The organism is Aliiroseovarius sp. Z3 (assembly GCF_029105185.1).
GTDB lineage: Bacteria > Pseudomonadota > Alphaproteobacteria > Rhodobacterales > Rhodobacteraceae > Aliiroseovarius.
In genome coordinates this window covers 26,233-49,013 of record NZ_JAFMZK010000010.1, presented here as the reverse complement: position 1 = coordinate 49,013, position 22,781 = coordinate 26,233, and the positions used below count along the sequence as shown (strand labels likewise).

The following is a 22,781-nucleotide window of genomic DNA, read 5'->3' as shown; positions in this document are numbered from 1 at the left end:
AACGGATAACATTCCGCAATACGGGATAACTCAAGCCGGGCAACCGGTTCAGGGCCAGTCAAACACCTTTGACGACAAGAAACGCCCGCGCCTGCCCGACGGCCTGCAACCGGTGCGGCACATCCGCCGCGTAGCGGGCTGTCTCGCCAGTGTTCAAACGGTTCGACGCATCGCCGCTGGTCACGGTCAATACGCCCTCGATCACTGTCAGGTTCTCTTTCGTGCCACAGGCATGCGGCTCTGACTCCAGCATGCCCCCATCGGCAAACCGCAATTCATAGACCTCGTGACGCCCCGCGTCTTCCGGTGGCGACAGAATGCGGATCGTGCAACCGTCCCCATGATTTTCGATCGTCGGCACCTCATCGACGCGCAACACTTCGATCCGACTGCCCGCCTGTTCTTCCAAAAGCCCAGCGAAATCCACCTGCAGGGCGCGGGTCAGGTTCCACAAGGTCGATACGGTTGGCGAAGATTCGCCCCGCTCGATCTGGCTGACCATGCTGCGCGACACGCCTGACAGCTTGGCCACCGCATCCAGCGACAACCCCTGCGCCTGCCGCGCTTGTTTCAGGCGGGCCGGAAGAAGGGAAAGGATCGAGTCTGGCTTATCCATGATGCTGGAAGGTAAGCCCGGATCGAACGGCCTTCCAGCGAAATTTTTTATCGCGCAATCCGCGCATACGTTCACTTACTGCGGCCCTGCCTGACACGATGATGGATGACGGCGCGTCGTGGCCTTTAGAGTGCTTCGGAAAATCAACCCGGGCTGCACTCAATAAATTCTTCAATCAAGTCTGTGAAAATCTGGTGTGACGGCGATCAAAAATTCAATCGCCGCCAGAGATTCATTGGTTACCGCAACAGCACATCGAGCGGAACAGGCTGACTTATCGTCCAGCTTCCCACCACAGCAGGCGAACCATCGGTAATCTCGACAATTTGCATTTCCGCCGAGTTTTGGTGGTGCAACTCACTGGTGAAGGTGCGCGGTCCGAATGCTGTCGGCTCGTTTTGCATCTGTTCGAGTTCGGCAGTTACAGCCGCGCCGTCAAGCGTTCCCGCACGTTCAACAGCCTTGGCCCAAAGGTCGATAAGAACGTAGCCCGGATAAGCATATTGGCTGGCTGGGCGTGCGCCGGTTGCGGCTTCATATGCTGCGTTGAAGGCCTCGACCTCCGGCCGCGGATCATCGCCGTAGATTGACCCCTGAACAGGGACAGCAAACCCTGAAAGGTTAGGTGCGGCATCCAGCCAGTAAGAACCGTCAACCGCTGATCCATTGAGGATAAGTGAGTTGATACCGGCTGCTCGAATTTGACGCACCGCCGAGGCAGCGCCGGGGATATAGGAGCACAGCATGATAACATCCGGCTCCTGCTCCAATGCCTTGATCCGGGTAATCTGGCTGGCGATCGAAGCATCGCCATTCTTGAACGTGTCCCGACCAACTATTTCAGTTCCGTCGAGTGTCGGGAACATCCAGTCAAACCCGGTGCAGATGCCTTTGTTGTATTCGATTGTTGTGTCGAGAAGCACGTAACCGGTGCGGGCCTCGCGCGTGGCGTGGCTCCATTCTGCCATCGTTGCGCCTTGAACCGCCGCCAACACCGATCCCGAGAAGGCGTTGGGCCCCACCCCCTGGATGCCAGCTTTGACATCCTCGGCGCACAGGAAGAACGAAACCATACCTTGCGCTTCCGCCGACAGCGCGGCCGGGGCGCCGAAGTCGTAATCGCAACTCACCACCATCATGTCGGCACCCTCATCAATAACTTGAAGGCCTGCCCTGGCAGACTGATCGCGGTCCGTTTTGGTGTCTGCTTCTACCCAGGCAATCTGACGGCCCAGAAGGCCACCGCTCGCATTGATTTCTTCAATGCGAATCCTCGCCGCGGTAACCGCTGGCGTGTCATAGGCTTCCATCCAGCCAGATTGTGCGATCGCGAAGCCAACGGTGATGTCGTCCTCTGCCCAGGCGGGTAGAGCAAGCGCGGCAAGCACTGCCGCATAAGCTAATTTCTTCATTTGATTTCTCCTCTGTTGGAAGGGATTTGCTCATTTGCGAGCGTTTTGTGAGGCAGCTTAAGCCTCAGTTTGAATTCACGGCCTGCCGACAGGCCCGAGGGGCGCAAAATCAGGACAAGAACCATGATCAGGCCGATCAGGATTTCCTGGCTGCCGGAAGGCAGGGCAAATTCGGCCGAGCCAATTGCAAAACCCTGTTCGGCCCGAACCAGAAGTTCGATGACCGTCGACAGCACGATCACGCCGATGACCGCGCCAGAAAGGCTCCCGATCCCTCCCACGACAAGCATCGCCAGTGAGATAAATGTGATCCCAAGGTAAAAACTATCCGGATTGAGAACCCCTATGGAATGGCCCAGAAGTGCCCCCGAAACGCCCGTGAAGAAGCCCGAGATGACCAGCGACAGCAGCCGGTGACGATACATGTTGATGCCCGACGCCCGGGCTGCAACCTCGTCTTCGCGCGTGGCACGCAGAGCCAGACCAGAGGCGGAGTTCGCGTAGATATTGGCAGCAAGGATCGCTGTAACTGCCCAGGCAAGTGCGACCCAGTGGTCGACATATCGCGGCAGACCCACAACCGAGGACGTGGCCCCGGTGACCCCCTCCCAGTTTGAGTAGACCGTATTGATGATCGCCAGAAATGCGAATGTCGCGATTGACGCGGCAATCCCAGAGAGTCGCAAGATTGCAGCCCCTGACAGCAGGGCAACGGCAGCAGCGAGCAGCCCGGCGGCAATGGCAGCGGGCAAGACGGGCCACTGCGCTTCAAGAAGCCAACCCGGAAGATCGGGCAGAAACAGTGATTTCATCTGCGGTCGCAGCGTAAACCAGGCAGAGCAATAAGCCCCGACTGCCATGTATCCCGCGTGACCGAAGCTGATGACCCCGGAATTGCCGACGAAGATCCAAAGGCCCACCACCAGTGTGACGCGGATCAGTGTTTCCGCGGCTGTCCGAGCAAGCGCCTTGTCGCCGAAAGCAACGACAAGAAGAACCAAGGCAAGGAGGATTGCCGCCAGAATAATTGGCGTGGAATAGGCCGCGAAGCGGTTTTCTTGGTGTTTGGAAGCCATCTCAGACCCTCGGTTTGGCTGAGGCAGGAACAAACAGCCCCTGCGGACGCAAAAGCAGGCAAGCAATGACCAGCGTGTACAGGAAGGCGTCGCGGAAGGGCCGCGCCTCAAGGGGCAGGAACGCCTGCAAAAGAACGGACACGCCCCCTATCAGGAAACCCGCTGCAACGGCTCCGGGCAGGCTTCCCAGCCCGCCAATCACAGTGGCAATGAAAGCGACGAGCATGATCTGCCCACCCATCCGGACATCGGCAACCCCGGTTTGGGTCGCCATAATCAAAGCCACTGCCGCCGCCAAAGCACCGGAAAGGGCGAACGCGCCCGTGATAACGACGTTAGCCCTGACACCCAGAAGCCGCGCCATCGTGAAGTTCTCAGCCGCCGCGCGCATCTCAAGGCCGAGCCTTGTCTTCTTCAAAAGGAACGCCAGTGCGGCAACTACAAGAAGCGTGGTCAGGATCACGATCACCTGAAGAAGCGGCACGCTGGCGCCAGCAATCTGAACGGGTGTGTTCAGTTCGGGCCACAGGCTGATCGCCTTCGGGCGCCCGCCATAGGTTGCCAGAAGAACATTGCGAATGACAAAACCGAGCGCGAACGACGAAATCATCATGGCCACCGGATCAGCGTTTCGAAGATGCCGGAAGACGGCATATTCTGACGCGACAGCAATCATGCCGCCAATGACCAAAATCAACGGAACCAGAAGAACCGCCGGTGCACGCCCCAGAAACATCACCGCCACGGCATCCGTTGATGGGACGATCAGTGCAAAAACGCAGAACGCGATGTATTCGCCATGGGCAAAGTTCACCAGGTTCATGACGCCAAAGATCAGCGCGATGCCAAGAGCCGCCATGGCGTAAAGTCCACCAAGGGACGCGGCATCAAAGAAAAGCTGCGCAAAGTTGGTCATGAGTTGACCTCCTTGCATTTAGGGTTTCCGAAATAGGCTTGGGCCAACGCGTCACGGTCGACCATGTCGGCGGCATTGCCTTCGCCGACAACACTGCCGCCACGCATCAAAATCATGCGGCCACCGACTCGTGCGGCGCGAAGCGAGCTTTGCTCGACGATGATTAATGTCAGGCTGCGTTCTTCCTGAAGCTGGCAAAGCGTTTCATAGACCTGATCGACTATTTTTGGCGCAAGCCCAAGCGATGGTTCATCAACCATCATCAACTTTGGATTGGTCATCAAAGCGCGGCCAATTGCCAGCATCTGCTGCTGACCGCCGGAAAGCGCCCCGGCAGCAGCACTGCGGCGCTCTCGGAGGATTGGAAAAGCCTCGAAGACGTCCTCCATATCAGAGTCAACGGCTTCCGCGTCGCGGCGCAATCCGGTGCCAACCCTAAGGTTTTCTTCAACCGTCAAGCTGCCAAAGATTTCGCGGCCTTCGGGAACCATGCTCAGCCCAAGGCGCGCAATGGCTTCCGGAGCCCGGCCGGTCAGCATATCGCCGTCCAACTCGATCCGTCCGTGAGATGTTGGGACGGCCCCGCTGATCGCATTCAAAAGCGACGATTTTCCCGCCCCGTTCGGCCCGGAAATGAAGACACGTTCCCCTTCTTCGACCTGCAAGGACAGGTCGTTGATTGCAGGCACCTTTCCATATCTTACGGACAGATCGAAGATACCGAGTTTCGACATCACGCAGCCTCCTGATCTGCCCCGAAATAGGCGTCGCGGACTTTCTGGCTGCTGGTGATGACAGAGCGATCGCCTTCTTCGATCATCTGTCCTGCATCAAGCACATAGACATGGCTGGTGACGGACAATACCAACCCGACATTGTGCTCGATCAACAGAACGCCGGTGCCGAAGTCTTCTGCGATACGCTTGATGAGTTGGGCCAAATCCTCGGCTTCAGCCTCCGACATGCCTGCTGCTGGTTCGTCCAGTAACAGAAAGGCAGGCGAGAACATCAAAGCCCGCGCAATGCCGATCCGACGTTCGTCTGTATACGGCAACCCTGCGGCCTGCCTTTCGGCAAGATGTGCAACGCCCATGCTTTCCAGAACGCGAAACGCCTCGATCTCAGAGGCCCTTCGAGAATGCCCAAGCCCAACCCCAGTCACCGCAAGATTGTCCAGAACGTCTAGCCCGGCAAAAAGACGCCCGGCCTGAAAGGTTCGGGCAATTCCCTGTCGCCTGAGCTCGTGCGCCGGCAAACCGCCGACGTCACGCCCGCCCAAAGTGACCCGGCCCGACGTGGACGCCTGAAAACCGGTCAGCACGTTAACCATTGTCGTTTTACCGGCGCCATTCGGCCCGATCAGCCCATGGACGGCGCCTGAAGTGATGGTGAGGGAGATATCGGTTAGGGCTTTGAACCCGCCGAATTGTACCGTCACCCCAGACGCCATCAGGGAGGTAGCTTGTTGGATCAACCCGGTCACGGCTCAGGCCTCAACCAGCTTCTTGGCCGCGACCGACTCTGACGCCTTGGCATCCGCCGTGAGCACATAGGTGCCGGTTTCGTGCAGATTGACGGTCCAGCCGGGTTCGACCACGATTGTGGTGGTCACTTCCTCGATGACCGCCGGACCTTGCAGCGTGTCACCCGCCCCGAGTGCGGACCCATCGTACACCGGTGTTTGTTGGGGAACCCCGTCTGCGTTGAACACCATGTCCCGGTGCCCTTTCCGCGCGGACTCGGCACCATTGCCTGCTGCAATGTGCATCCGATCAGGCTTGGCCACATGCCCGGTGATGGCGCTTTCGACGTTTACGACTTCGACCGAGTTATGAGGTTCATCGTAGGTGTAAAGCTCCTTGTGGCGCGCGTGGAACGCTGCCTTGATGTCCCCAAGCGTTTCTTCCGTAACCTCGAACGGACCGATCTCGACGGTACATTCGTGCACCTGCCCGACGTAACGCATATCGAGCGTGCGGCTTATCGAAATGTCGTCGTCACCAAATCCGTCACCCGCAAGATCTGAACGGCCACGCCCTTCAAGCCCATTGAACAGCCCGTCAAGTGTTTTGGCGGCCTCGGCCCCCTGCAAACGGATCGGAGCTGGTGCCATGTAGTTGTATTTTACATCCGAGATGATCTGGCCATAGGCACAAAGACCCGAAGCCAGTTTGTTAATCAAAACTTTGGAAATACCCATCTCTCGGGCCAGAGCCGTGATATGGGCCCCCGTCGCGCCACCTGCGCCCATAAGCACGAAGTCGCGTGGGTCATACCCCCGTTCGACCGACACGCGCCGGATCGCATTCACCATGTTGTTGTTCACGATGGTGAACATGCCGTAAGCGGCCTTTTCGACACTGATACCAAGCGGGTCGGCCAGGTGGGTGCGGATGGCAGAACGCGCCTTGTCGACGTCAAGCGGCAACCGACCACCGACCAATCCATCAGCGTTGAGGTATCCCAGAACCAGATTGGCATCTGTTGTCGTTGGCCTCTCGCCCCCTTGCCCATAGCATGCGGGGCCTGGCTCGGATCCAGCCGACTGCGGACCCATCTGCATCAGGCCCATTTCATCGATCCAGCCAATCGAACCGCCCCCGGCCCCCAATGTCTCGACCTGGATCATTGGAATGCCGATGCGATACCGCAGAAAGTCGATGTTTTTGTTGACGTTGGCCTTGCCGTTCTTGGTCAAGGTAATATCAAACGAAGTGCCGCCCATGTCACAGGTGATGATGTTCTTGTCACCCCAGGGTTTCGCAACTTCAAGGGCGGCTTGCGGCGCGGACGCGGGGCCTGAATTGATGGCATAGACCGATTGATCGCTGACCACCTTGCCAAGCGCCAATCCACCGTTGGACTGGAAGTAGCGCACGGGATGCTTTGACCCCAACTCGCGGAAATAGGCGTCAATCGCCTCGACATAACGCTGCAGGATCGGTGCCAGATAGGCATTCACGATCGACGTGGACGTGCGCGTATACTCCCGCACTTGTGGGTAAAGCTGCGACCCGATGGTCAAACGCACATCAGGCATCATCTCTCGGACAATCTCGGCCGCCCGGTTTTCGTGTTCCGGATGCAGAACCGACCAGACGAAGCTGATGGCCACAGACTCAACGCCTTCCGAAAGGAAATAGCGGCAAGCGTCGCGAACCTCTTCCTCGTTCAGCGGTGTCTTGACGGATCCATCGGAAATCACCCGCTCGCTGACACCTCTGCGCAGGTGACGCGGCACCAGCATCGTTGCGGGCGGATAATCCGGATCGTATCTGTAACCATCTTCCTTGTGGCCAAGCCGGATCTCGATCGAGTCCTGATGGCCCTTGGTCGCGATCAAAGCAGTCTTCGCGCCGGTGTGTGTGATCAGAGCATTAAGTCCAACAGTTGTGCCATTGATGCACAGGTCGGAGTTGGAAACGATATCTTCGGCGCTCAACCCGGTTTCTTCTGCGATCAACGCCAGCCCATTGCGGATGGCCTTTGTTGGCTCGGTCGGCGTGGAAAGCACCTTGAAGATCTGAGTGCCGCCGGTTTTGTCCGCCAGGATGAAATCGGTGAATGTGCCGCCGGCATCAATGCCCAAACGATATTGACTACGCATGTGAGTTTTCCTTTTCTGTTTGGGGCTTTAGGCAGCCGCGCGCGCTGCTGCCGTGGCGTCTTCGTCAACGGTGAGCAAATCGGGATCGGAGATGACAACGCCGTAGTCCAGACGCGCCCCCTCGATTGACACCAGACCGTTGCGAATATCGGCGACCACCTTCTGAACCTCGCGCTCAAACGGGTTGCCATAGCCGCCGCCACCGGGATTGATGTTCGCGGCGCGCTCCCCGGGCTTAATGGTTTCAATCACGTTGTCTGTGATGACCTGGGTTTCGCCGCCCCTGGTAACTTCAAGGCGACCGACTTTCTTCTCGACCATCGTCGATTTTGCCCCTGCTGCGCCCATGGCAGGAATGCGACGGCCTTCGCCAAACGTGACAAGGGTCATGTCCTGATCCAGCGGTTCGACCTCCCAACGGGTGCCCGATCCGCCCCGGAACTTTCCGGCACCTCCTGAATCCGTCATCAGCCCATACTCGTGAATGATGATGGGATAGGAATGCTCCAGCATCTCGATATCGCCGGATGTCAGTGCACCAAAGCAGCACTCCGGACCACAGGCGTGCCAACCGTCCTGGCTGGCGGTTGCCCCGGCACCCGAGATGATCGAGGCAAGAACCATCGTCACATATTCTTCGTCGTGACGGGTGTCCCAACCGGCAATGTTGCAGCCATTGGCATGGCCCCAACTGGCCGAAACCTTTTCGGGCGCCGCCTGTTCAAAGGCCAGACGCACCGCATCGGTCAACGTTTCCATCGGCGTGGTGGTGCAGTTCATATGTGGCGCGGGTGACTGCGCGTTGCACAATGTGCCCTTCTTGCCCATATCGACCGTCACATTGCGATACAGCCCTTCGTTATAAGGCGGCGGCAATTGTGCGAACATCATCAGGCCCAGATAAACCCCGGAATACGAGTTCCCCTCGTAAGAGTTGATGAAATAAGGCACCTGCGGCGGGCTTTCGATCTCGATATGGCAGCTGTCGCCGGTGATCGTCACGGTCGCGGTGATGTCGAAATCACCAAACCCGTGGCCCGCGTCTTCCAGAATGGCCGTGCCCGAATAGGTGCCGTCTGGCACCTGTTCGATCAGGCCATTCATATGCGCGTTGGCCATGTCCAGAAGCTCGGCAATGCAGTCCTGCACCACGTCCTTCCCGTATTTGTCCATCAGCGCAGTCAGATTGCGGGCACCCACTTGGCAGGCCCCGATCAGCGCATTGAAGTCGCCTTCCTGATCGCGCCGCGCCCGCATGTTGGTCAGCAGCATGTTCATGATGTCATTGCGCGGAACACCCTTGTCCCACAGCTTGATCGGCGGAATGCGAAGACCTTCGGCAAAGATCTCTTTCGCTTCAGGATTGTAACCCGCAGGCACCGGCCCACCGATATCGGTCAGATGCCCCTTGCAGACGGTCCAGAACACCAGCTCGCCTTCATAAAACACCGGGTAATACATGCAGGTGTCGATGATGTGGCTGCCACCATAGGCGGGATCATTGTGCAGGATCAGATCGCCTTCGTGGATATCGCCCTCGAAGAAATTGGCGACCGACTTCATCGCCGGAATAAGGCTGCCAAGATGGATCGGTATATCCTGACCTTGCAGGATCATTTCTGGCGTGTGGTTGAAAAGCGCGGTGGAGTAATCGTGCGCCAGGTTGAACACCGAACTCCGTGCGGTTTTTTCCAACGCAAGAGTCATTTCGCGCTGTGTCGTTTCCAATACGCCTCTCACCACCGAAAGCGTGATCGGGTCCACTTGTTTTTTAGTCATGAGTTTCGATCCTCTGCTTGGGCGCAGAGGGGCCGCCAGTGGGCGATGTATTTCCTCCCGACTCGGCGCGCTCCTCCTGCACGTCGATCTCACAGAACAGGATTCCAGACAGTCGACCCCGGGTCTTGACGCAGAGCGCAATACGGCTTGACGCAGAGTGCAGCAGGTGAATTTGCTTTGTTTTCTTACGCGTTTCGTAATAATAGTGAGCGTGGGAGGACCGATTGAGCTTGGGACTTTGCTTCTCAACATCGAATATTGAACCGCAGCATCGATCCAGTAAATGGAATGAGGTGGTTGCCGAGTCGTACTTCCCACTCGAGCTGCAATTTCAGGATCCGATCCATTTCGACGGGACACTAACCCGTTCACAGCTGGGCCATGTAAGCCTTTCAAGGCTGGCATCAGATCCAGTCTGCTACGAGCGCCGGAAGTCCCACATCAAAGATGCGCAACAGGAAGCGTACCTGGTAACTCTCCCACGCGTGACGCCAGTAGAGTTTCGCCAAATGGGTCGAGAAGTAAGGTGCGATCCTGGCGGTTTCATAATCGAGCGTGGCGATGAACCTTATCGCTTTCACTACAACCGGCCGAACGACCTGTTCGTTCTAAAAGTCAGCCGGGCGGCCCTATCTGAAAGGGTAAGACAGCCCGATCGTTTCTGCGCCCGAGTAATCGACGCAACACAAGGGACCGCCAGCCTTTTTGCGTCTTTGGTGAACAGCACACAGGGCCAGATCGAAATGCTTACCGGAGCGAGCGGCGACACCGTCGGGCGTCACTTGTTAGAGCTTCTCGGCTTGGCCCTGAACGAAACTTCCAATGCCAAAGAAAGCAGCTTTTCTTCGGTGCGTGCCGCGCATCTGTCCCGCGTCGAAAAGTTCATCAGATCCAACCTGAAGAACCCGGGGCTGTCCCCCGATCTGATCGCTGAAAACTGCGGAATTTCGAAGCGGTATCTGCATGACCTGTTCAAAGACGTGAATGGTACAGTCAGTCAGCAGATTCGTGATCAAAGGCTGATCGCTGCGCGTGATCGCCTTCAAGCCGCAGGAGACCTTCCGATCTCTGAGGTCGCCTACCGTTTTTGCTTTGCTGACCAAGCGCAGTTTTCGCGCTTGTTCAAGGCAAGATTCGGCGTCACGCCGTCCGAGTTCCAGCGCGATCCGTCCGCTCTACAAAACGGGTAGAAGCAAAGGTCCTTTGAGCCGGCAGCTCAGCCCGAGCCATCAGGCAAAGCTTAACCGCAACGCGCAGAAGTATCGGTAATGGTGCTGCATTTAGGCCGATTGCGCATCACACCGTCCGTGAAAGCTTTGCGCCCCGCGGGAACGAGAGCTCGGCGCGCGGAGCCGTAGGTGGCTGCGACAGTGATCTCCTTGGCGATTTCGAACGGATCACTCACGCGTGCTCTCCCTTCTGGTTCCCGTGATTGCTGCGTTCTATTTCGACACCATGCGCCCGATACGGTTTGCCAAAGGCGTTGCCGAGATGCCGTGCAGCAAGATTGAAAGGCCAACGGTCAGCGAAACAGCGGCCAGCAGCTCGTTTTCGGTTGGAAAATCATAGGCATCCATCATCAAAAGCGTAAACAGGATCGACGCCAAACCGCGCGGTCCGAACCAGCCCAGAAACAACTTTTCCCGCGCAGGAAGCCCAGAGCCAGTCAACGAGACGAAGATCGGGACCATGCGCACAAATGTAAGAAAGCAAAGCGCAAGCAACACCGTGCCCGCAGTTGCATGTGCCAGACCGTCCGGCAGCAGGATCGCTCCAAAAACCAGGAATGCGCACATGGTCAGAATCTGCCCCGCGCCTTCCATGAATTCGCTGATGAAATGGATGTCATGGCGATAAGTATTGCCAAAAACCATGCCGCCCACAAAGGCCGCGATGAAACCGTTTCCGTGGATCAGTTCGGCCAGGAAGAAGGATGAAAACGCGGCAACAAGAAACACCACGCCACCCGCCGCTTCGTTCATAAGATCGCGGTTCTGGGCCCGATCCATTGCATAAGCAAGGCCCCAGCCAATAATTATGCCTGCAATGGGGCCGAGGATCACCTCGGTTATAGCCTCGAATGCCAATCCGTCGGTCTGGGCTTCACCGAAACCCGCTGACGCGAGAATGGCACCGAGCAGAACAAATGGAAGCGCCAAACCGTCATTTAACCCACTTTCAACGTTGATGGTTTGGGACAGGCGCTCGGGCACCTCGGGGTTTGAGACAACCGATTGACCCAGGGCGGCATCGGTAGGTGTCAGAACCGCCGCAGTCAGCAGCGCCATGGCAAGCCCGGCTGCAGGAAAGATGAGGTAAGCAACGATAACGCCAAGTCCGATAGACAGTGGCATGCCGATCAGGAGCATACGCGCCGGGATGCTCCAAGATGCTGCCAGCCGCCGAAACCGAACGTGGCTGGCGTCGGAAAAGAGGATCAAAACCAGGGTGACTTCGGCCAGAAGCTTTTTGCCTTCGTGCATCACCTCCGGCGGCAGCGAGGATTTGATCTGGCCCGACAACGCTAAGCCAAAGGCTGCAAACAAAAGCGGCAAAGTCAGAATCGTTCGTGATATCCCCTTGCTCAGCAGTGAATAACTCACGAAAGCCAAGAGGATCAGTAGAATGAGTTCAGGCATCTGTTCTGGTGTCCGATGTTTCTAAATATTGCGCAAAACCCGCACGAAGCTTTGCCAGCTTAGGGTCAATGTAAGTCTGACAAAATGGTCTATCCGGGTTCGTCCGATAGTAATCATGAAACCGTTCATCCGAGCGTTTGAAACCACGAAGCATCAGTGCACGTGTCACGAATGCACCCCCGGTTCGCCGCGAGAGGTCGTAGATTTTGCTTTCAATATCACGCCTCTGTTCCGCATCGGAACTGTAGATCGCGCTGCGATACTTGCCTCGCATCTTGTGGTCAGCCTGACTGGCATGTGTTGCCAGGTGGATGGAAACCAAGGCTTCAAGCGGTATCTCTTGCGGATCAAATGTGACCTCGACCGCTTCGGACCAACTGTCGTCCGGTGGGTCCGACAAAATGAACCCCTGTTTAACGTCGCTGACACCGCGAAGGCTCTGAAACACCGCTTCAGTGCACCAATGGCATCCTCCTCCGAAACCCAAAGATATTGCGTTTTCAGACATCAACAGGCACCTGACCCTGTGCAAGCTTAAGGCGCACCCAAAGGTTCATGTTGATTACAATCGCTGCAATCTCTGCGATGGCTTTATCATCAAAATGCACTTTCAAACGCTCGTGGCAGTTGGAAAAACCCGCCAGGTTATACGCTGTCAGCGCCTCGCAATAATTCAAGGCATCACGTTCCGCGTCACTGAACATGGTGCTTTCGCGCCAGCTGGCCAGATGCGCTCAAGTCCGCAGTATAGCCAACTGAAGCCGCCATCTGCTTTGCTATGCTGTGGAACTCGATCAAGTCAGGATCAAATCGCATGTTCTCGAATGCAACGGTCATGTCAGTCTCCCAGATTAAATCTTCTGCGCCACTCTGGTCGCAATACCGCGACGCGACGCATGAAAGGGCAGGTCACTCGAATTTCGTGCGCTCGGCCAAGCACTTCGTCAAAGACCTCCCCGGCCAAACGCGCGCCAATACCGGATCCGCGCAATGAGGGATCAACCTCAATATGTCCCAGAACCATTCGGTCGCCCTGCCAGGAATAACTTACGAAAGCGTCCGAAGGTGACATATGCCGAACAAAACGTTGGGATTTCCCATCATGCACGAGGCCAGGATCATAGAGATCCGCACGCGCGAGTTCCTTATCGAGATCTGACAATTTCGGATTCCTTACTTTGCGACCTTTTATTTCGAAGGTCGGGAACTTCGTCGGACTGCCGGTCAATTCGGTAAGGCGCGTCGCTGCGTCTGCGTCCTTGTCAACTTCGGCCATTTCATAGGCCACACCGCGCTCGTCAAGTGCGGCCTGATAAAAGCGTGTCTTGGGGCAGCGAACCTCGCCAAACAGAGTTACGTCATGCATCTGTCGGCTCCTGCGACCCAAGTTCCGCCAAGATTGTCGGCAGAAGTTCGGTCACAATCGGATCGGCTGCCGTAACAGCATCAACGGTGGTATCGGCGAACAGGCTCATAAGTGCTATCCTCGCTTCACATCATGAATTTCTGTTGGTTTTCGAAAGGGCGTCAGTATGAGCAATGACCCAAGCATGGCTCCGCGGGTTCCTCCGGGCCAGATTGTCACGCAAAAATTTCCGGTGATGACGGCGGGCACCCCAAGGACTGCTTCGAAAGAAGAATGGTCTTTGACCTTGGACGGCGAAGTGTTGAACCCTGTGGTGCTGGATTGGACAACGCTCAATGATCTGCCCTTCCGTGACTTCAAAACTGACATTCATTGCGTAACCAAGTGGTCCAAGCTCGACACCGTCTGGCGAGGCGTTGACATCGACGTGTTGGTTGACCTTGTTCAACCTTCGCCCGAAGCACGGTTTGTCCTGGCCAAAGCAGATGGTGACTACACGGCCAACTTGCATCTTGGGGATCTGACCGGTGGTCAGGCGATTGTTGCCACTCAATTCGACGGCAAGCCGCTTGAGCCTGCCCATGGCGGTCCGGTGCGTTTGGTTGCGCCGCGACTTTATTTTTGGAAAAGCGCCAAATGGCTTAGAGGGCTGCATTTTTCTCAGTCCGACTACAAAGGTTATTGGGAAAAACTAGGATACCACAACTATGGTGATCCCTGGAAAGTGCAGCGTTACCGCTGATCGCTCCAGGACCTTGGTTCACGTTCCACAAAAGGTCTTATACTTCCCGAAGCTTTCGGGTGCGGGTTCAGCGTAGGGCCCGGCATCATCCGCGCCAAGCGCTCTCAGGAAACGCTGCGGGTCAAGACGGAAGTCAGCGTAAACCACGTTCCCTTCCGGGTCGATAACCGTGAACCACGGCGTGCCGCCGGACCGATAGTCCTCCATGAATGTCGGATAGCGTTCGCCTTCGGGCGGCGTGTCATGCCCGAACGGGATCTTCAGGCCATATTGCTCCTGATTGACCCGCAGTTTATCATAGGTATTGCTTTCCGCGCCCTCAAAGACTGTCTGGATTACAGCAAACTCAAAACCTTTGTCGGCAAGGTTATCGTGCAGGTATTTCAGCGTCGGGAACCCGCGCGAGTGACAGCCAGGGCACCAGTGCTGGAAGCAATAGATGATCTTGTAACCATCACCCAGATCGCTCAGGCGCACCGGGTTCTCCATCGGGTTGCCATCGGCGTCGATCCATTGATTGACTCGCAACTCCTGTGCTTTGTTGTGCAGTCCTCCGAATTGCATATCTGCTCCTTTCGATGTTTGTCCGGCGCAATGCCAAACGATTTCAGGCAGAGGCGTTCGCCTCCGACGCCAGCCTTTTAAGGACAAGACCGTCGTATAGTGGCAAAGCCAACGGCTCTCCGCCTGTCTCTGTATGTGAGCCCTCTGCCCAACTGCCATGCATTCGACCCAATGATCGTCAGTCGATCGCCCTGGCCAAGAGAAGCGGTTTCCGCCAGCGCGGCGGCGCTGGCCCCATCACCCAAGATGACAAGATGATGGGGCGCGGGCATCGTTTACTCCGCCACTTGACGCTTTGGCAAAACCCAGCCCGACCGCGGGAAATGGCAGGTGTACCCGTTGGGGAACCGCTCCAGATAATCCTGGTGCTCAGGTTCGGCTTCCCAGAAGTCTCCCACTTCCTTCACCTCGGTCTTGACCTTTCCGGGCCAAAGCCCCGATGCATCGACATCGGCAATGGTATCAAGCGCCACCTGCTTTTGCGCGTCGGTGACATAGTAGATCCCCGAGCGGTAGCTGGTGCCCATATCATTCCCTTGCCGGTTCAGCGTGGTCGGATCATGGATCTGGAAGAAGAACTCCAGCAGTTCCCGATAGCTGATTTTGTCGGGGTCAAAGATGATCTCGATCCCTTCGGCATGAGACCCATGATTGCGATAGGTCGCGAATTTCACGTCCCCGCCCGTATACCCCACGCGGGTCGATTCAACGCCGGGCAGCTTGCGGATCAGGTCTTGCATTCCCCAAAAGCAACCACCGGCCAGAACGGCACGTTCAGTCATTTGCTGTCCTCCACTTGATCGAGGTATTCACCATACCCCTCGGCTTCCATCTGATCTTTCGGCACAAACCTAAGGCTGGCCGAGTTGATGCAGTAACGCATCCCGCCCATTTCAGCAGGCCCATCGGGGAAAACATGCCCCAGATGGCTGTCGCCATGCTTTGACCGAACCTCGGTCCGGACCATCCCGAACGATACGTCGTGATGTTCCGTGACATTGTCGATAGGCTTCGAGAACGCAGGCCAGCCGCAACCGGAGTTGAATTTGGCGGACGATGCAAAGAGCGGTTCGCCCGAAACAACGTCGACATAGATGCCCGGCTCGAAGTGCTTGTCATACTCGCCGGTAAAGGCACGTTCAGTCCCGTTTTCCTGCGTGACGCGGTATTGTTCCGACGTCAGCCGCGCGAGAGCGTCTTTCGATTTCTTGTAGTCCACGCCAGTCTCCTTTCTCTTCCGTTGGCTCAAAGATAGATATGGGATCTCTGTTTGTGAAATAGCTGATGGCTATAGTTTTTATGCAAAAGGGCCTGCAACGGTGCGCCAGCCTTCGTTCATGTGTCATTGCTATTCGGACAAATGGCTCGGCACGGGGATTCAGCGATCGCGACCGGAAAGAACACTTTGCCCGGATGACCTTGGTCAAGGGGCGAACGAGTACGTTTCGCGTTCTCGTGTTTCAAAGGATATATGTACCGTGCCGGGATCGGCGAAGTGGCCTGCGCTTGGTCAATAGCCTCGTGGGGCAATTTTCATAACCATACAGGAATTGAATGGTTTGCGACATGATCTGTCCCGTAACCCGATCGGTTCAGCTATCCGACGGCAATGACCAATCGAACTCTCTGGCTTTTCCAAGAATTACACGGACTTCGCGGGGGTTGCCGGAGCCCGAGATCGCGACCATGCTGACGTGCCGCGACAAGGTCAGGTCTTTGACGGGGCGCAGTACGAGTCCCTTCGAAATCAAAGACCGTTCCGGCACGGTGCAAACTCCCGCGCCCTGAGCGACCATCTGCTGCACCCAGTCTTCGCGTTCGGATTGGAAACGTGGCCGCATGACGATATCACGGTCCATGAAATGCTTGATAAGCTGCGTGCGGAATTCACAATGAATCCGATCAATATAGGGTTGTTCCATCATCTGTTCTTGCGAAACCTCGTCCAGATCAGACAGCGGGTGATCATTGGCCAAGGCCAGGCGCAATTGTTCTTCAAAAAGCGGCTGGATTGCGAGTTTGAAATTCGGCTCCGGCGGGTTGGTGAGCAGGCAGATGTCGTATTTTCCCGACAGAACCTCTGTCTCGGTCTCTCCGGGTTCCAGCGGGTGAAGGTGTAGCTCGACTTCGGGCAACTCCCTGAGAATGTGTGCCCAGAATGCCGAGAATGTCCGTGGAGCGATTGTGCTTGCCACACCGATATTGATCTTACGGCTGCGCCCCGCGATCGAGTTTTCAGCGAGCTCATGGATGTTCGTAAGCGCGGACTGAATGCGCATGAACTCCACGATAAGATCGCGCCCCAGCGCCGTGAGCCGAGTGTCTTTTCCATCCCGAAAAAGGACGGGCCCGCCCAACTCGTCCTCTAATCTCTGGATCGCTTTTGTCAGGCTTGGCTGCGACACACCGCTCACCCGAGCCGCCTCGGTAAAATTCAGCGACTCGGCGAGGTTTAGAAAGTATCTGACTTGATTAAGATCCACTTGCCATACTCACAGGGGACAACCACCTGCAATCTTATGCACAGAGTCATGTGATTTGATCAAGTTTGTCAGAAGCCTAGCGCCACCGCCTCCAAAGCTGCTGGGTCTGGAAATGACGGCTAATCGCCGGACCGTGCCGCATTGGTTGGACGACTCGTTCCGGCTGCCGGTGATAGACTTGGTTCTGGGTATCGCTACCCACCCTGGGCAACCTAGTTAGTGACAAGCCAGGCGCGCGCCTCAGACCCAGACAAGAAAGCGCTGAGCCGTTCTTCAGCGTCGCTCACTTTCTCAACCAGTGGGGCCCTGACATATCCCGCATCTACGCCCAGAGATCTAAGCGCAGCTTTCACACCCGGCATAACCCCGGTTTCCAGCAGGAGTTCGACGAACTTCTGAGATGTCTGTTGGAGTTGCCGCGCCGTGTCCAGATCAGAAGCCTGAATGCTTTTGTTCAATTGCGTATAAAGCCGCCCCATTACGTTGTAAGTCGTGCCAATGCCGCCATCGCATCCCAGTGCAGCTGCGCCCATGAATATCTCATCAAACCCGAAATAGAAGAGTTTGTCGGGACGGCTTCTTTGCAGCATCGACAGTTTGAACAGGTCGGTAGACGTAAACTTAATCCCAGCCACGTTCGGGATATCGAGAATGCGCACAAGCAGATCAACAGGCAGGGGGCGTCCCGTCCGAATGGGAACCTCGTAGACGATGAGCGGCAGATCCGTCGCGGCGGCCAATCCCACGTAGTATTGATAGATCTCCTCATCCGAGAATGGGTAGGAATGAGGCGGCAGTGCGGAAAGCGCCACGAAGCCCAGGGATTCGGCCTGCTTTGCCAAAGCAATCGAGTCGCGCAGGTTTGGTTGACCAACATGAGCAATAACGCGGGATTGCCGGGCAGATGACAGCCCTGCGATGACGCGCTGCTGTTCAAGCAGCTCGTCGGTTGACATCAAACCGGATTCGCCACTGCTCCCTCCGATATAGATGCCGTCCAGTCCCTGGCGCAGAACATATTCTGTGATCGCAATCTGGCGATTCGCATCAAACGCTCCGTCGTCTGAGAATCCGGTCAACAACGCGGCGTACATTCCTGAAAGTGATTTTGCCATTGATTCCTCATGTTCTTTCGGGGGTTGGCGTGATGTCACGGGTATGTGTGCACGTCAGCCAGTCTTGGTAATGCTAAGTCAAATCTTCAATTTGGTAAAGTATGGTTTGACAACTTTTTAATTTGGATATACCAAACATGAGGAGATGATAGATCATCTGGACCTCTCAACGCCGTTTGGTAAGGTTTTCAGAAGATCATCGGCGGGAGGAGGGCACACATGACGCCCGAAAATGTAACGACCAACGAAGAGCCTAAGCGCGTCTCTGACAAGATTGCGGATGCTTTGGTTGGCCAAATCAAAAGCGGAGCTTTGAACGCCGGCGATGCCATGCCGACCGAACGTGAGCTCTGCGAACAGTTTTCAACATCGCGGCCAACGGTGCGCGAGGCGCTCTCTCAACTCCAACTGCGTGGGTATGTCACAACAGGCGGAGGAAAGCGCCCACGAGTGACAGCTCCGTCCATCGAGAATGTTCTTCTGTCTGCGGCAGACCACATTCGCGAAATTCTTGGAAATGCGGAAAGCGCCGCGCACCTAGAGCAGATGCGGCAGTTCATCGAGGCTGGCGCAGTTCGTGTTGCGGCCGAGCATTCAAGCAACATTCAAGTCGCGAAGATGCAAACGGCGCTTGAAGCAAATCTGGCTGCCATCGGCACCGAGGATTTCCCTGTAACGGACATCGCCTTCCATCGTTCGATTGTAGCGGTGGTTGGCAACCCGATCATTCTTAAGCTTCACGACATGTTTGTGAGCACAATGCTTGCTCAACGGCCCAACGTCAGCGACCGAAGGCCCCACGACGAGCTGGTCTACGAAGAGCATAGAGCCATCTACGAGGCGGTTCTAAGCGGAGACGTTGTTCCAGCGACAAGCCTGATCGACAGCCATCTTGAGCGGTCATACCGATCTCGACTTGCGGCGCCTAAGTCGCTCAACGCGAGCTCACTCCCTGTCGGGGAAACCTGACACAAAGCGGATTTGGGACCGCACAATTACAGCACGGAGGAAAATTGATGCTGAAGAAACTTGTTACCGGGACTGTCGTTTCCCTGATGTTGTCCAGTGCGGCCTACGCTGAAAGAACACTTACGTTTGGCATGCAGGACAACGAAGTCTCCAATATCTACAAGGGTGCACAAGCATTCGCCGAAAAACTGAACGAGATTTCCGGCGGAGAGCTGTCAGTGGAGCTTTTCCCCTCGTCCTCGCTGGGCGACTTCAAGGCCATGGTGGCACAAGTCCAGGCGGGCGAACTTGACATGGTCATGACCGGCTATCCGGACATGTCCTATATCATCCCCGAACTGAAGCTGGTCGGTGCGCCCTATGTTGTGGACGATTTCGCACATCTGGAAGAAATCGTCGCAGGCCCGTGGGGGCAGGAAATGGCCGCCAAGATGAACGAGCAGAACATTCATCTGCTTGACGTCTGGTATTACGGCACCCGCCAAACCACGTCGAACCGCGCCATCAATTCGCTGGATGACATGGCCGGGCTTCGCCTGCGCACCCCGAACGTTCCGTTCCTGATTGCCTTCGCTGAAAACACGGGGGCGACCCCTGCCCCGGTGGCTTTTGCGGAGGTCTATCTGGCCCTGCAAACCAATCAGGTTGACGCCGAAGAGAACCCGCTTCCGACGATCGAAGCCATGAAGTTCTACGAGGTTCAAAGCCATATCGCGATGACCAACCACTTTATCGCCTCTGGGGCGATGCAAATTGGCACATCGACCTGGGACTCGCTGTCTGATGAAGAAAAAGGCTGGATTCAAGAAGCCATCGCCCATGGCGGTGATGTTTCGGATGGTCTGACCTTTGATGCCGAGGCAGCATTGGTCGATACCTTCAAGGAACGCGGACTGACCATCACCGAGCCGGACACCGCCCCGTTCCGTGAGGCCATGAAGCCGTATTACGACGAACTCGAAGCAGAGTTTGGCGAAGGCGCGATCGCCAAGGTCCGCGGTCGTTAAAAGGATTGCTTGGAGGGGCCTCGTGCCCCTCCAAACGCTGCGTCTAGGGAGGGATTTGTAATGAACAGGAAATACGGGTTTGAAGCCTCGATTGCCTCGGTTCTGTTTATCATTCTTTTCTTCGTGATGGTTTTGCAGATTTTTGGGCGAACCCCATTGATCGCAGGCCCCGTCTGGACAGAAGAGCTTGCACGCTGGATCTGGGTCTGGATGGCGCTTATCGGCATCGGCACGGTCGAGCGCGACAAAACGCATCTGAGCATGGGGTTTCTTGTTGAATACCTGCCCAAAGGTGTTCAGAAGATCTGGGCCGTAATCGTTGATCTGGTCTACATCGGCATTGCCGGTCATCTGGTATTCATTGCCTACAAATCGATCCTGAGAACCTGGAACAACGAGACGGTAACGCTCCCGACGACCGACGCTCTTCTATACGCATCAGCCTTTGTGGCGATGATCCTGATCATCCACCGCATTGCAAGACGTCTTGTCGAAAACATCTCTAATCTTACCAAAACGAGGGCGTAATCATGGAACTCCTTTTTGTTGTCTTCGGGTGGCTCCTTCTTGTCCTCATGAACGTCCCCATTGGTATCGGCATGATCATGGTATCGATGGGATATTTTTACTATTCGGGTTTGGGATTGTCTTTCGCAACCCAGCGCATGGTAGATGGGCTTAACAGCTTTCCCATGTTGGCGGTTCCCCTGTTCATTCTTGCCGCCGCAATCCTGAATTCAGCCGGTATCACGCACCATCTTTTTGGATTTGCCCGCGCTTTGGTCGGTCATATCACCGGCGGCCTTGGTCACGTTAACGTGCTGGCATCGCTGTTCTTCTCAGGAATGTCAGGCTCGGCCATGGCTGACGCTGGCGGTCTTGGCAAGATGGAGATCGAAGCCATGCGCGAGGCTGGCTATGATGACGAATTCGCCGGTTCCGTTACGGCTGCGTCGTCGATGATCGGCCCCTTGGTTCCGCCATCAATCACCATGGTGCTTTATGGCGTCATTTCGAACACGTCGATTGGACAGCTGTTTCTTGGGGGAATTATTCCGGGCGTTCTCTGCGCGGTCGCACTTATGTGCATGGTCTATTTCATCGCGCGAAAACGAGAGTATCCGAAAGATGAACTGACGTCCGCCGGCGAAATCGCGGGACTGTTTGTAAAGTCACTCCCTGCTTTGCTGACACCCGTGGTTATCGTCGGCGGCATTTTTTCGGGGTATTTCTCACCCACGGAAGCGGCTGCCGTCACGGTTCTTTATGCCATCATTATCGACCTGGTTTTCTATCGCGAGCTCACGTTCCGACGCCTTTGGGATGCGATCTATGAAACCGTCGTTACATCGTCTGCAATCGCCACGATCATCGCCGGCGTCGGCCTTCTTGGCTGGGTCTTGGCGCGAGAGCAGGCACCCCAACAGATTGCCAACCTCTTTCTCACCATTGCTGACGACAAGCTGACATTCTTGATCGCCGTCAATCTGATGATCTTTGTGCTTGGGGCCTTTATCGAATCTCTCGTCATCCTGCTGGTTGTTGTGCCCATCCTGGTCCCGGTCGCGTTGGGGTTTGGCGTCGATCCGGTTCATTTTGGAATTATCGTGGTTCTGAACCTGATGATCTCGATCCTTACGCCCCCAATGGGCATGGCTTTGTTCGTGGTTGCGCAAGTTGGTGATATTCCCTTCCAGCGCCTGGCAAAAGCCATCATTCCTTGGCTGGTGCCACCGCTTGTTGTCCTGGTGCTGGTTTGCACCTTCCCGATCCTGGCCACCGGCCTGCCCAGCCTGATGAGATAGAGGAAAGCACCTGTATGCTTGATTTGTTACGCAATGGCTTGGTGGTCTCTTGCCAGCCGGTGGACGGTGGTCCGATGGACGATCCCGAAATAATCTCCGCGATGGCGCGAGCTGCGATTGCAGGAGGCGCAGATGGTGTCCGCATTCAGGGAGTCGCCAACCTTCGGCACGCCCGTAAGTCCATAACCGCTCCGATCATCGGTATCGTAAAGCGCGACCTTCCGGACAGCCCGGTTCGGATCACGCCTTTTTTGGATGACGTGGCAGCATTGGCCCAAGCTGGTGCCGACATCATCGCTTACGATGCCACTTCACGCGCACGGCCCGTCTCTTGCGCCGCGATTGTCGAAGAGATTGCGAAGCATGGATGCCTTGCTATGGCGGACTGCTCAAATATGGATGACGCGAAAGGCGCTGTACGCGATGGCGCGCAGATCGTTGGTTCGACGCTTTCCGGATATACAGATGAAACAGCAGATTCCGGACCAGAGCCGGACCTTGAATTTGTCGAGGAGCTTGCACGCCTCGATGCGTTCGTGATGGCCGAGGGAAGGTATGCAAACCCGGACCTTGCGAAAACTGCAATCAAAGCAGGTGCTGATTGTGTGACCGTCGGCACGCCACTGACCCGATTGGAAGTGAACACTGCTCTCTTTCGGGCTGCCATCTCACAAGTGACCTAAGA

At 56.2% G+C, this 22,781-nt stretch carries 25 protein-coding genes; 7 read left to right on the top strand and 18 right to left on the bottom strand.

All coding sequences use genetic code 11. The annotated features are described in order from the left end of the window. Positions 1 to 58: 58 nt before the first annotated feature. The 8 genes from J3R80_RS15815 to J3R80_RS15780 form a co-directional block, all read right to left on the bottom strand. Positions 59 to 616, bottom strand: a complete 558-nt coding sequence (locus J3R80_RS15815) for a helix-turn-helix domain-containing protein (RefSeq protein WP_275394769.1) — start codon at positions 614 to 616, stop codon at positions 59 to 61. Between the two features lie 239 nt (positions 617 to 855). Continuing rightward, positions 856 to 2,004 carry an ABC transporter substrate-binding protein gene (locus J3R80_RS15810; RefSeq protein WP_275394768.1) on the bottom strand — a complete coding sequence of 383 codons (1,149 nt, stop codon included), beginning with the start codon at positions 2,002 to 2,004 and terminating at the stop codon, positions 856 to 858. 20 nt (positions 2,005 to 2,024) lie between these two features. After that, positions 2,025 to 3,104, bottom strand: a complete 1,080-nt coding sequence (locus J3R80_RS15805) for a branched-chain amino acid ABC transporter permease (RefSeq protein ID WP_275394767.1) — start codon at positions 3,102 to 3,104, stop codon at positions 2,025 to 2,027. A 1-nt stretch (position 3,105) separates the two neighbouring features. Continuing rightward, entirely contained in the window at positions 3,106 to 4,020 is a 915-nt protein-coding gene (locus J3R80_RS15800; protein ID WP_275394766.1) for a branched-chain amino acid ABC transporter permease, read from the bottom strand. Continuing rightward, on the bottom strand, positions 4,017 to 4,754 hold the full coding sequence (locus J3R80_RS15795) for an ABC transporter ATP-binding protein (protein ID WP_275394765.1): 738 nt from the start codon (positions 4,752 to 4,754) through the stop codon (positions 4,017 to 4,019). Before J3R80_RS15795 ends, J3R80_RS15800 begins: the two co-directional genes overlap by 4 nt. After that, positions 4,754 to 5,458, bottom strand: coding sequence for an ABC transporter ATP-binding protein (locus J3R80_RS15790; protein ID WP_275394764.1), 705 nt, complete (start codon positions 5,456 to 5,458; stop codon positions 4,754 to 4,756). Before J3R80_RS15790 ends, J3R80_RS15795 begins: the two co-directional genes overlap by 1 nt. A gap of 48 nt (positions 5,459 to 5,506) precedes the next feature. Continuing rightward, a complete protein-coding gene (locus J3R80_RS15785) occupies positions 5,507 to 7,627 on the bottom strand; it encodes a hydantoinase/oxoprolinase family protein (RefSeq protein WP_275394763.1) in 2,121 nt (706 codons plus the stop codon). Positions 7,628 to 7,654: 27 nt separating this feature from the next. Then, on the bottom strand, positions 7,655 to 9,406 hold the full coding sequence (locus J3R80_RS15780; protein WP_275394762.1) for a hydantoinase B/oxoprolinase family protein: 1,752 nt from the start codon (positions 9,404 to 9,406) through the stop codon (positions 7,655 to 7,657). Between the two features lie 224 nt (positions 9,407 to 9,630). Between J3R80_RS15780 and J3R80_RS15775 the strand changes: the two genes are divergently transcribed. Beyond that, complete coding sequence (locus tag J3R80_RS15775) at positions 9,631 to 10,596, top strand: helix-turn-helix domain-containing protein (protein WP_275394761.1); 966 nt, start codon at positions 9,631 to 9,633, stop codon at positions 10,594 to 10,596. Between the two features lie 252 nt (positions 10,597 to 10,848). Here the strand turns inward: J3R80_RS15775 and J3R80_RS15770 are convergent, their stop codons facing one another. The 5 genes from J3R80_RS15770 to J3R80_RS15750 are packed head-to-tail and all read right to left on the bottom strand — an operon-like array spanning position 10,849 to position 13,411. Then, positions 10,849 to 12,045 (bottom strand): sodium:proton antiporter, encoded by a 1,197-nt coding sequence (locus J3R80_RS15770; RefSeq protein ID WP_275394760.1) that lies wholly within the window; start codon positions 12,043 to 12,045, stop codon positions 10,849 to 10,851. After that, positions 12,038 to 12,553 carry a peptide-methionine (S)-S-oxide reductase gene (locus J3R80_RS15765; protein ID WP_275394759.1) on the bottom strand — a complete coding sequence of 172 codons (516 nt, stop codon included), beginning with the start codon at positions 12,551 to 12,553 and terminating at the stop codon, positions 12,038 to 12,040. The genes J3R80_RS15770 and J3R80_RS15765 overlap by 8 nt, the downstream gene beginning before the upstream one ends. Next, positions 12,546 to 12,749, bottom strand: a complete 204-nt coding sequence (locus J3R80_RS15760) for a hypothetical protein (protein WP_275394758.1) — start codon at positions 12,747 to 12,749, stop codon at positions 12,546 to 12,548. Before J3R80_RS15760 ends, J3R80_RS15765 begins: the two co-directional genes overlap by 8 nt. Then, positions 12,739 to 12,882, bottom strand: a complete 144-nt coding sequence (locus J3R80_RS15755) for a hypothetical protein (protein WP_275394757.1) — start codon at positions 12,880 to 12,882, stop codon at positions 12,739 to 12,741. The genes J3R80_RS15760 and J3R80_RS15755 overlap by 11 nt, the downstream gene beginning before the upstream one ends. 1 nt (position 12,883) lies before the next feature. Further along, a complete protein-coding gene (locus J3R80_RS15750) occupies positions 12,884 to 13,411 on the bottom strand; it encodes an N-acetyltransferase (RefSeq protein WP_275394756.1) in 528 nt (175 codons plus the stop codon). A 166-nt stretch (positions 13,412 to 13,577) separates the two neighbouring features. On the opposite strand from J3R80_RS15750, the gene J3R80_RS15745 reads away from it, so the two are divergent. Then, positions 13,578 to 14,153 carry a molybdopterin-dependent oxidoreductase gene (locus tag J3R80_RS15745; RefSeq protein WP_275394755.1) on the top strand — a complete coding sequence of 192 codons (576 nt, stop codon included), beginning with the start codon at positions 13,578 to 13,580 and terminating at the stop codon, positions 14,151 to 14,153. Between the two features lie 18 nt (positions 14,154 to 14,171). On the opposite strand, the gene J3R80_RS15740 is transcribed toward J3R80_RS15745, so the two are convergent. The 5 genes from J3R80_RS15740 to J3R80_RS15720 all read right to left on the bottom strand — a co-directional run bounded on the left by J3R80_RS15740 (position 14,172) and on the right by J3R80_RS15720 (position 18,315). Further along, positions 14,172 to 14,717 (bottom strand): redoxin domain-containing protein, encoded by a 546-nt coding sequence (locus J3R80_RS15740; protein ID WP_275394754.1) that lies wholly within the window; start codon positions 14,715 to 14,717, stop codon positions 14,172 to 14,174. A 275-nt stretch (positions 14,718 to 14,992) separates the two neighbouring features. After that, the gene (msrA, locus tag J3R80_RS15735) at positions 14,993 to 15,499 is read right to left on the bottom strand and encodes a peptide-methionine (S)-S-oxide reductase MsrA (RefSeq protein WP_275394753.1); all 507 of its coding nucleotides are present in this window, start codon (positions 15,497 to 15,499) and stop codon (positions 14,993 to 14,995) included. Further along, a complete protein-coding gene (gene msrB / locus J3R80_RS15730; protein ID WP_275394752.1) occupies positions 15,496 to 15,936 on the bottom strand; it encodes a peptide-methionine (R)-S-oxide reductase MsrB in 441 nt (146 codons plus the stop codon). The genes msrA and msrB overlap by 4 nt, the downstream gene beginning before the upstream one ends. A 373-nt stretch (positions 15,937 to 16,309) precedes the next feature. Further along, the gene (locus J3R80_RS15725; protein WP_275394751.1) at positions 16,310 to 17,200 is read right to left on the bottom strand and encodes a LysR family transcriptional regulator; all 891 of its coding nucleotides are present in this window, start codon (positions 17,198 to 17,200) and stop codon (positions 16,310 to 16,312) included. Positions 17,201 to 17,412: 212 nt separating this feature from the next. Beyond that, entirely contained in the window at positions 17,413 to 18,315 is a 903-nt protein-coding gene (locus tag J3R80_RS15720) for a dihydrodipicolinate synthase family protein (protein WP_275394750.1), read from the bottom strand. 219 nt (positions 18,316 to 18,534) lie between these two features. Here J3R80_RS15720 and J3R80_RS15715 point away from each other — a divergent pair, with 219 nt between their 5' ends. Genes J3R80_RS15715 through J3R80_RS15695 form a run of 5 tightly spaced genes read left to right on the top strand, consistent with a single transcriptional unit; the run spans position 18,535 to position 22,779 of the window. Next, positions 18,535 to 19,284 carry an FCD domain-containing protein gene (locus J3R80_RS15715; protein WP_275394749.1) on the top strand — a complete coding sequence of 250 codons (750 nt, stop codon included), beginning with the start codon at positions 18,535 to 18,537 and terminating at the stop codon, positions 19,282 to 19,284. Positions 19,285 to 19,331: 47 nt separating this feature from the next. Beyond that, entirely contained in the window at positions 19,332 to 20,291 is a 960-nt protein-coding gene (locus tag J3R80_RS15710) for a sialic acid TRAP transporter substrate-binding protein SiaP (RefSeq protein WP_275394748.1), read from the top strand. A gap of 60 nt (positions 20,292 to 20,351) precedes the next feature. Next, positions 20,352 to 20,819, top strand: coding sequence for a TRAP transporter small permease (locus J3R80_RS15705; protein WP_275394747.1), 468 nt, complete (start codon positions 20,352 to 20,354; stop codon positions 20,817 to 20,819). Between the two features lie 2 nt (positions 20,820 to 20,821). Next, positions 20,822 to 22,096, top strand: coding sequence for a TRAP transporter large permease (locus J3R80_RS15700; protein ID WP_275394746.1), 1,275 nt, complete (start codon positions 20,822 to 20,824; stop codon positions 22,094 to 22,096). A gap of 14 nt (positions 22,097 to 22,110) precedes the next feature. Beyond that, positions 22,111 to 22,779, top strand: coding sequence for an N-acetylmannosamine-6-phosphate 2-epimerase (locus J3R80_RS15695; RefSeq protein WP_275394745.1), 669 nt, complete (start codon positions 22,111 to 22,113; stop codon positions 22,777 to 22,779). The last annotated feature ends 2 nt before the right edge of the window (positions 22,780 to 22,781 follow it).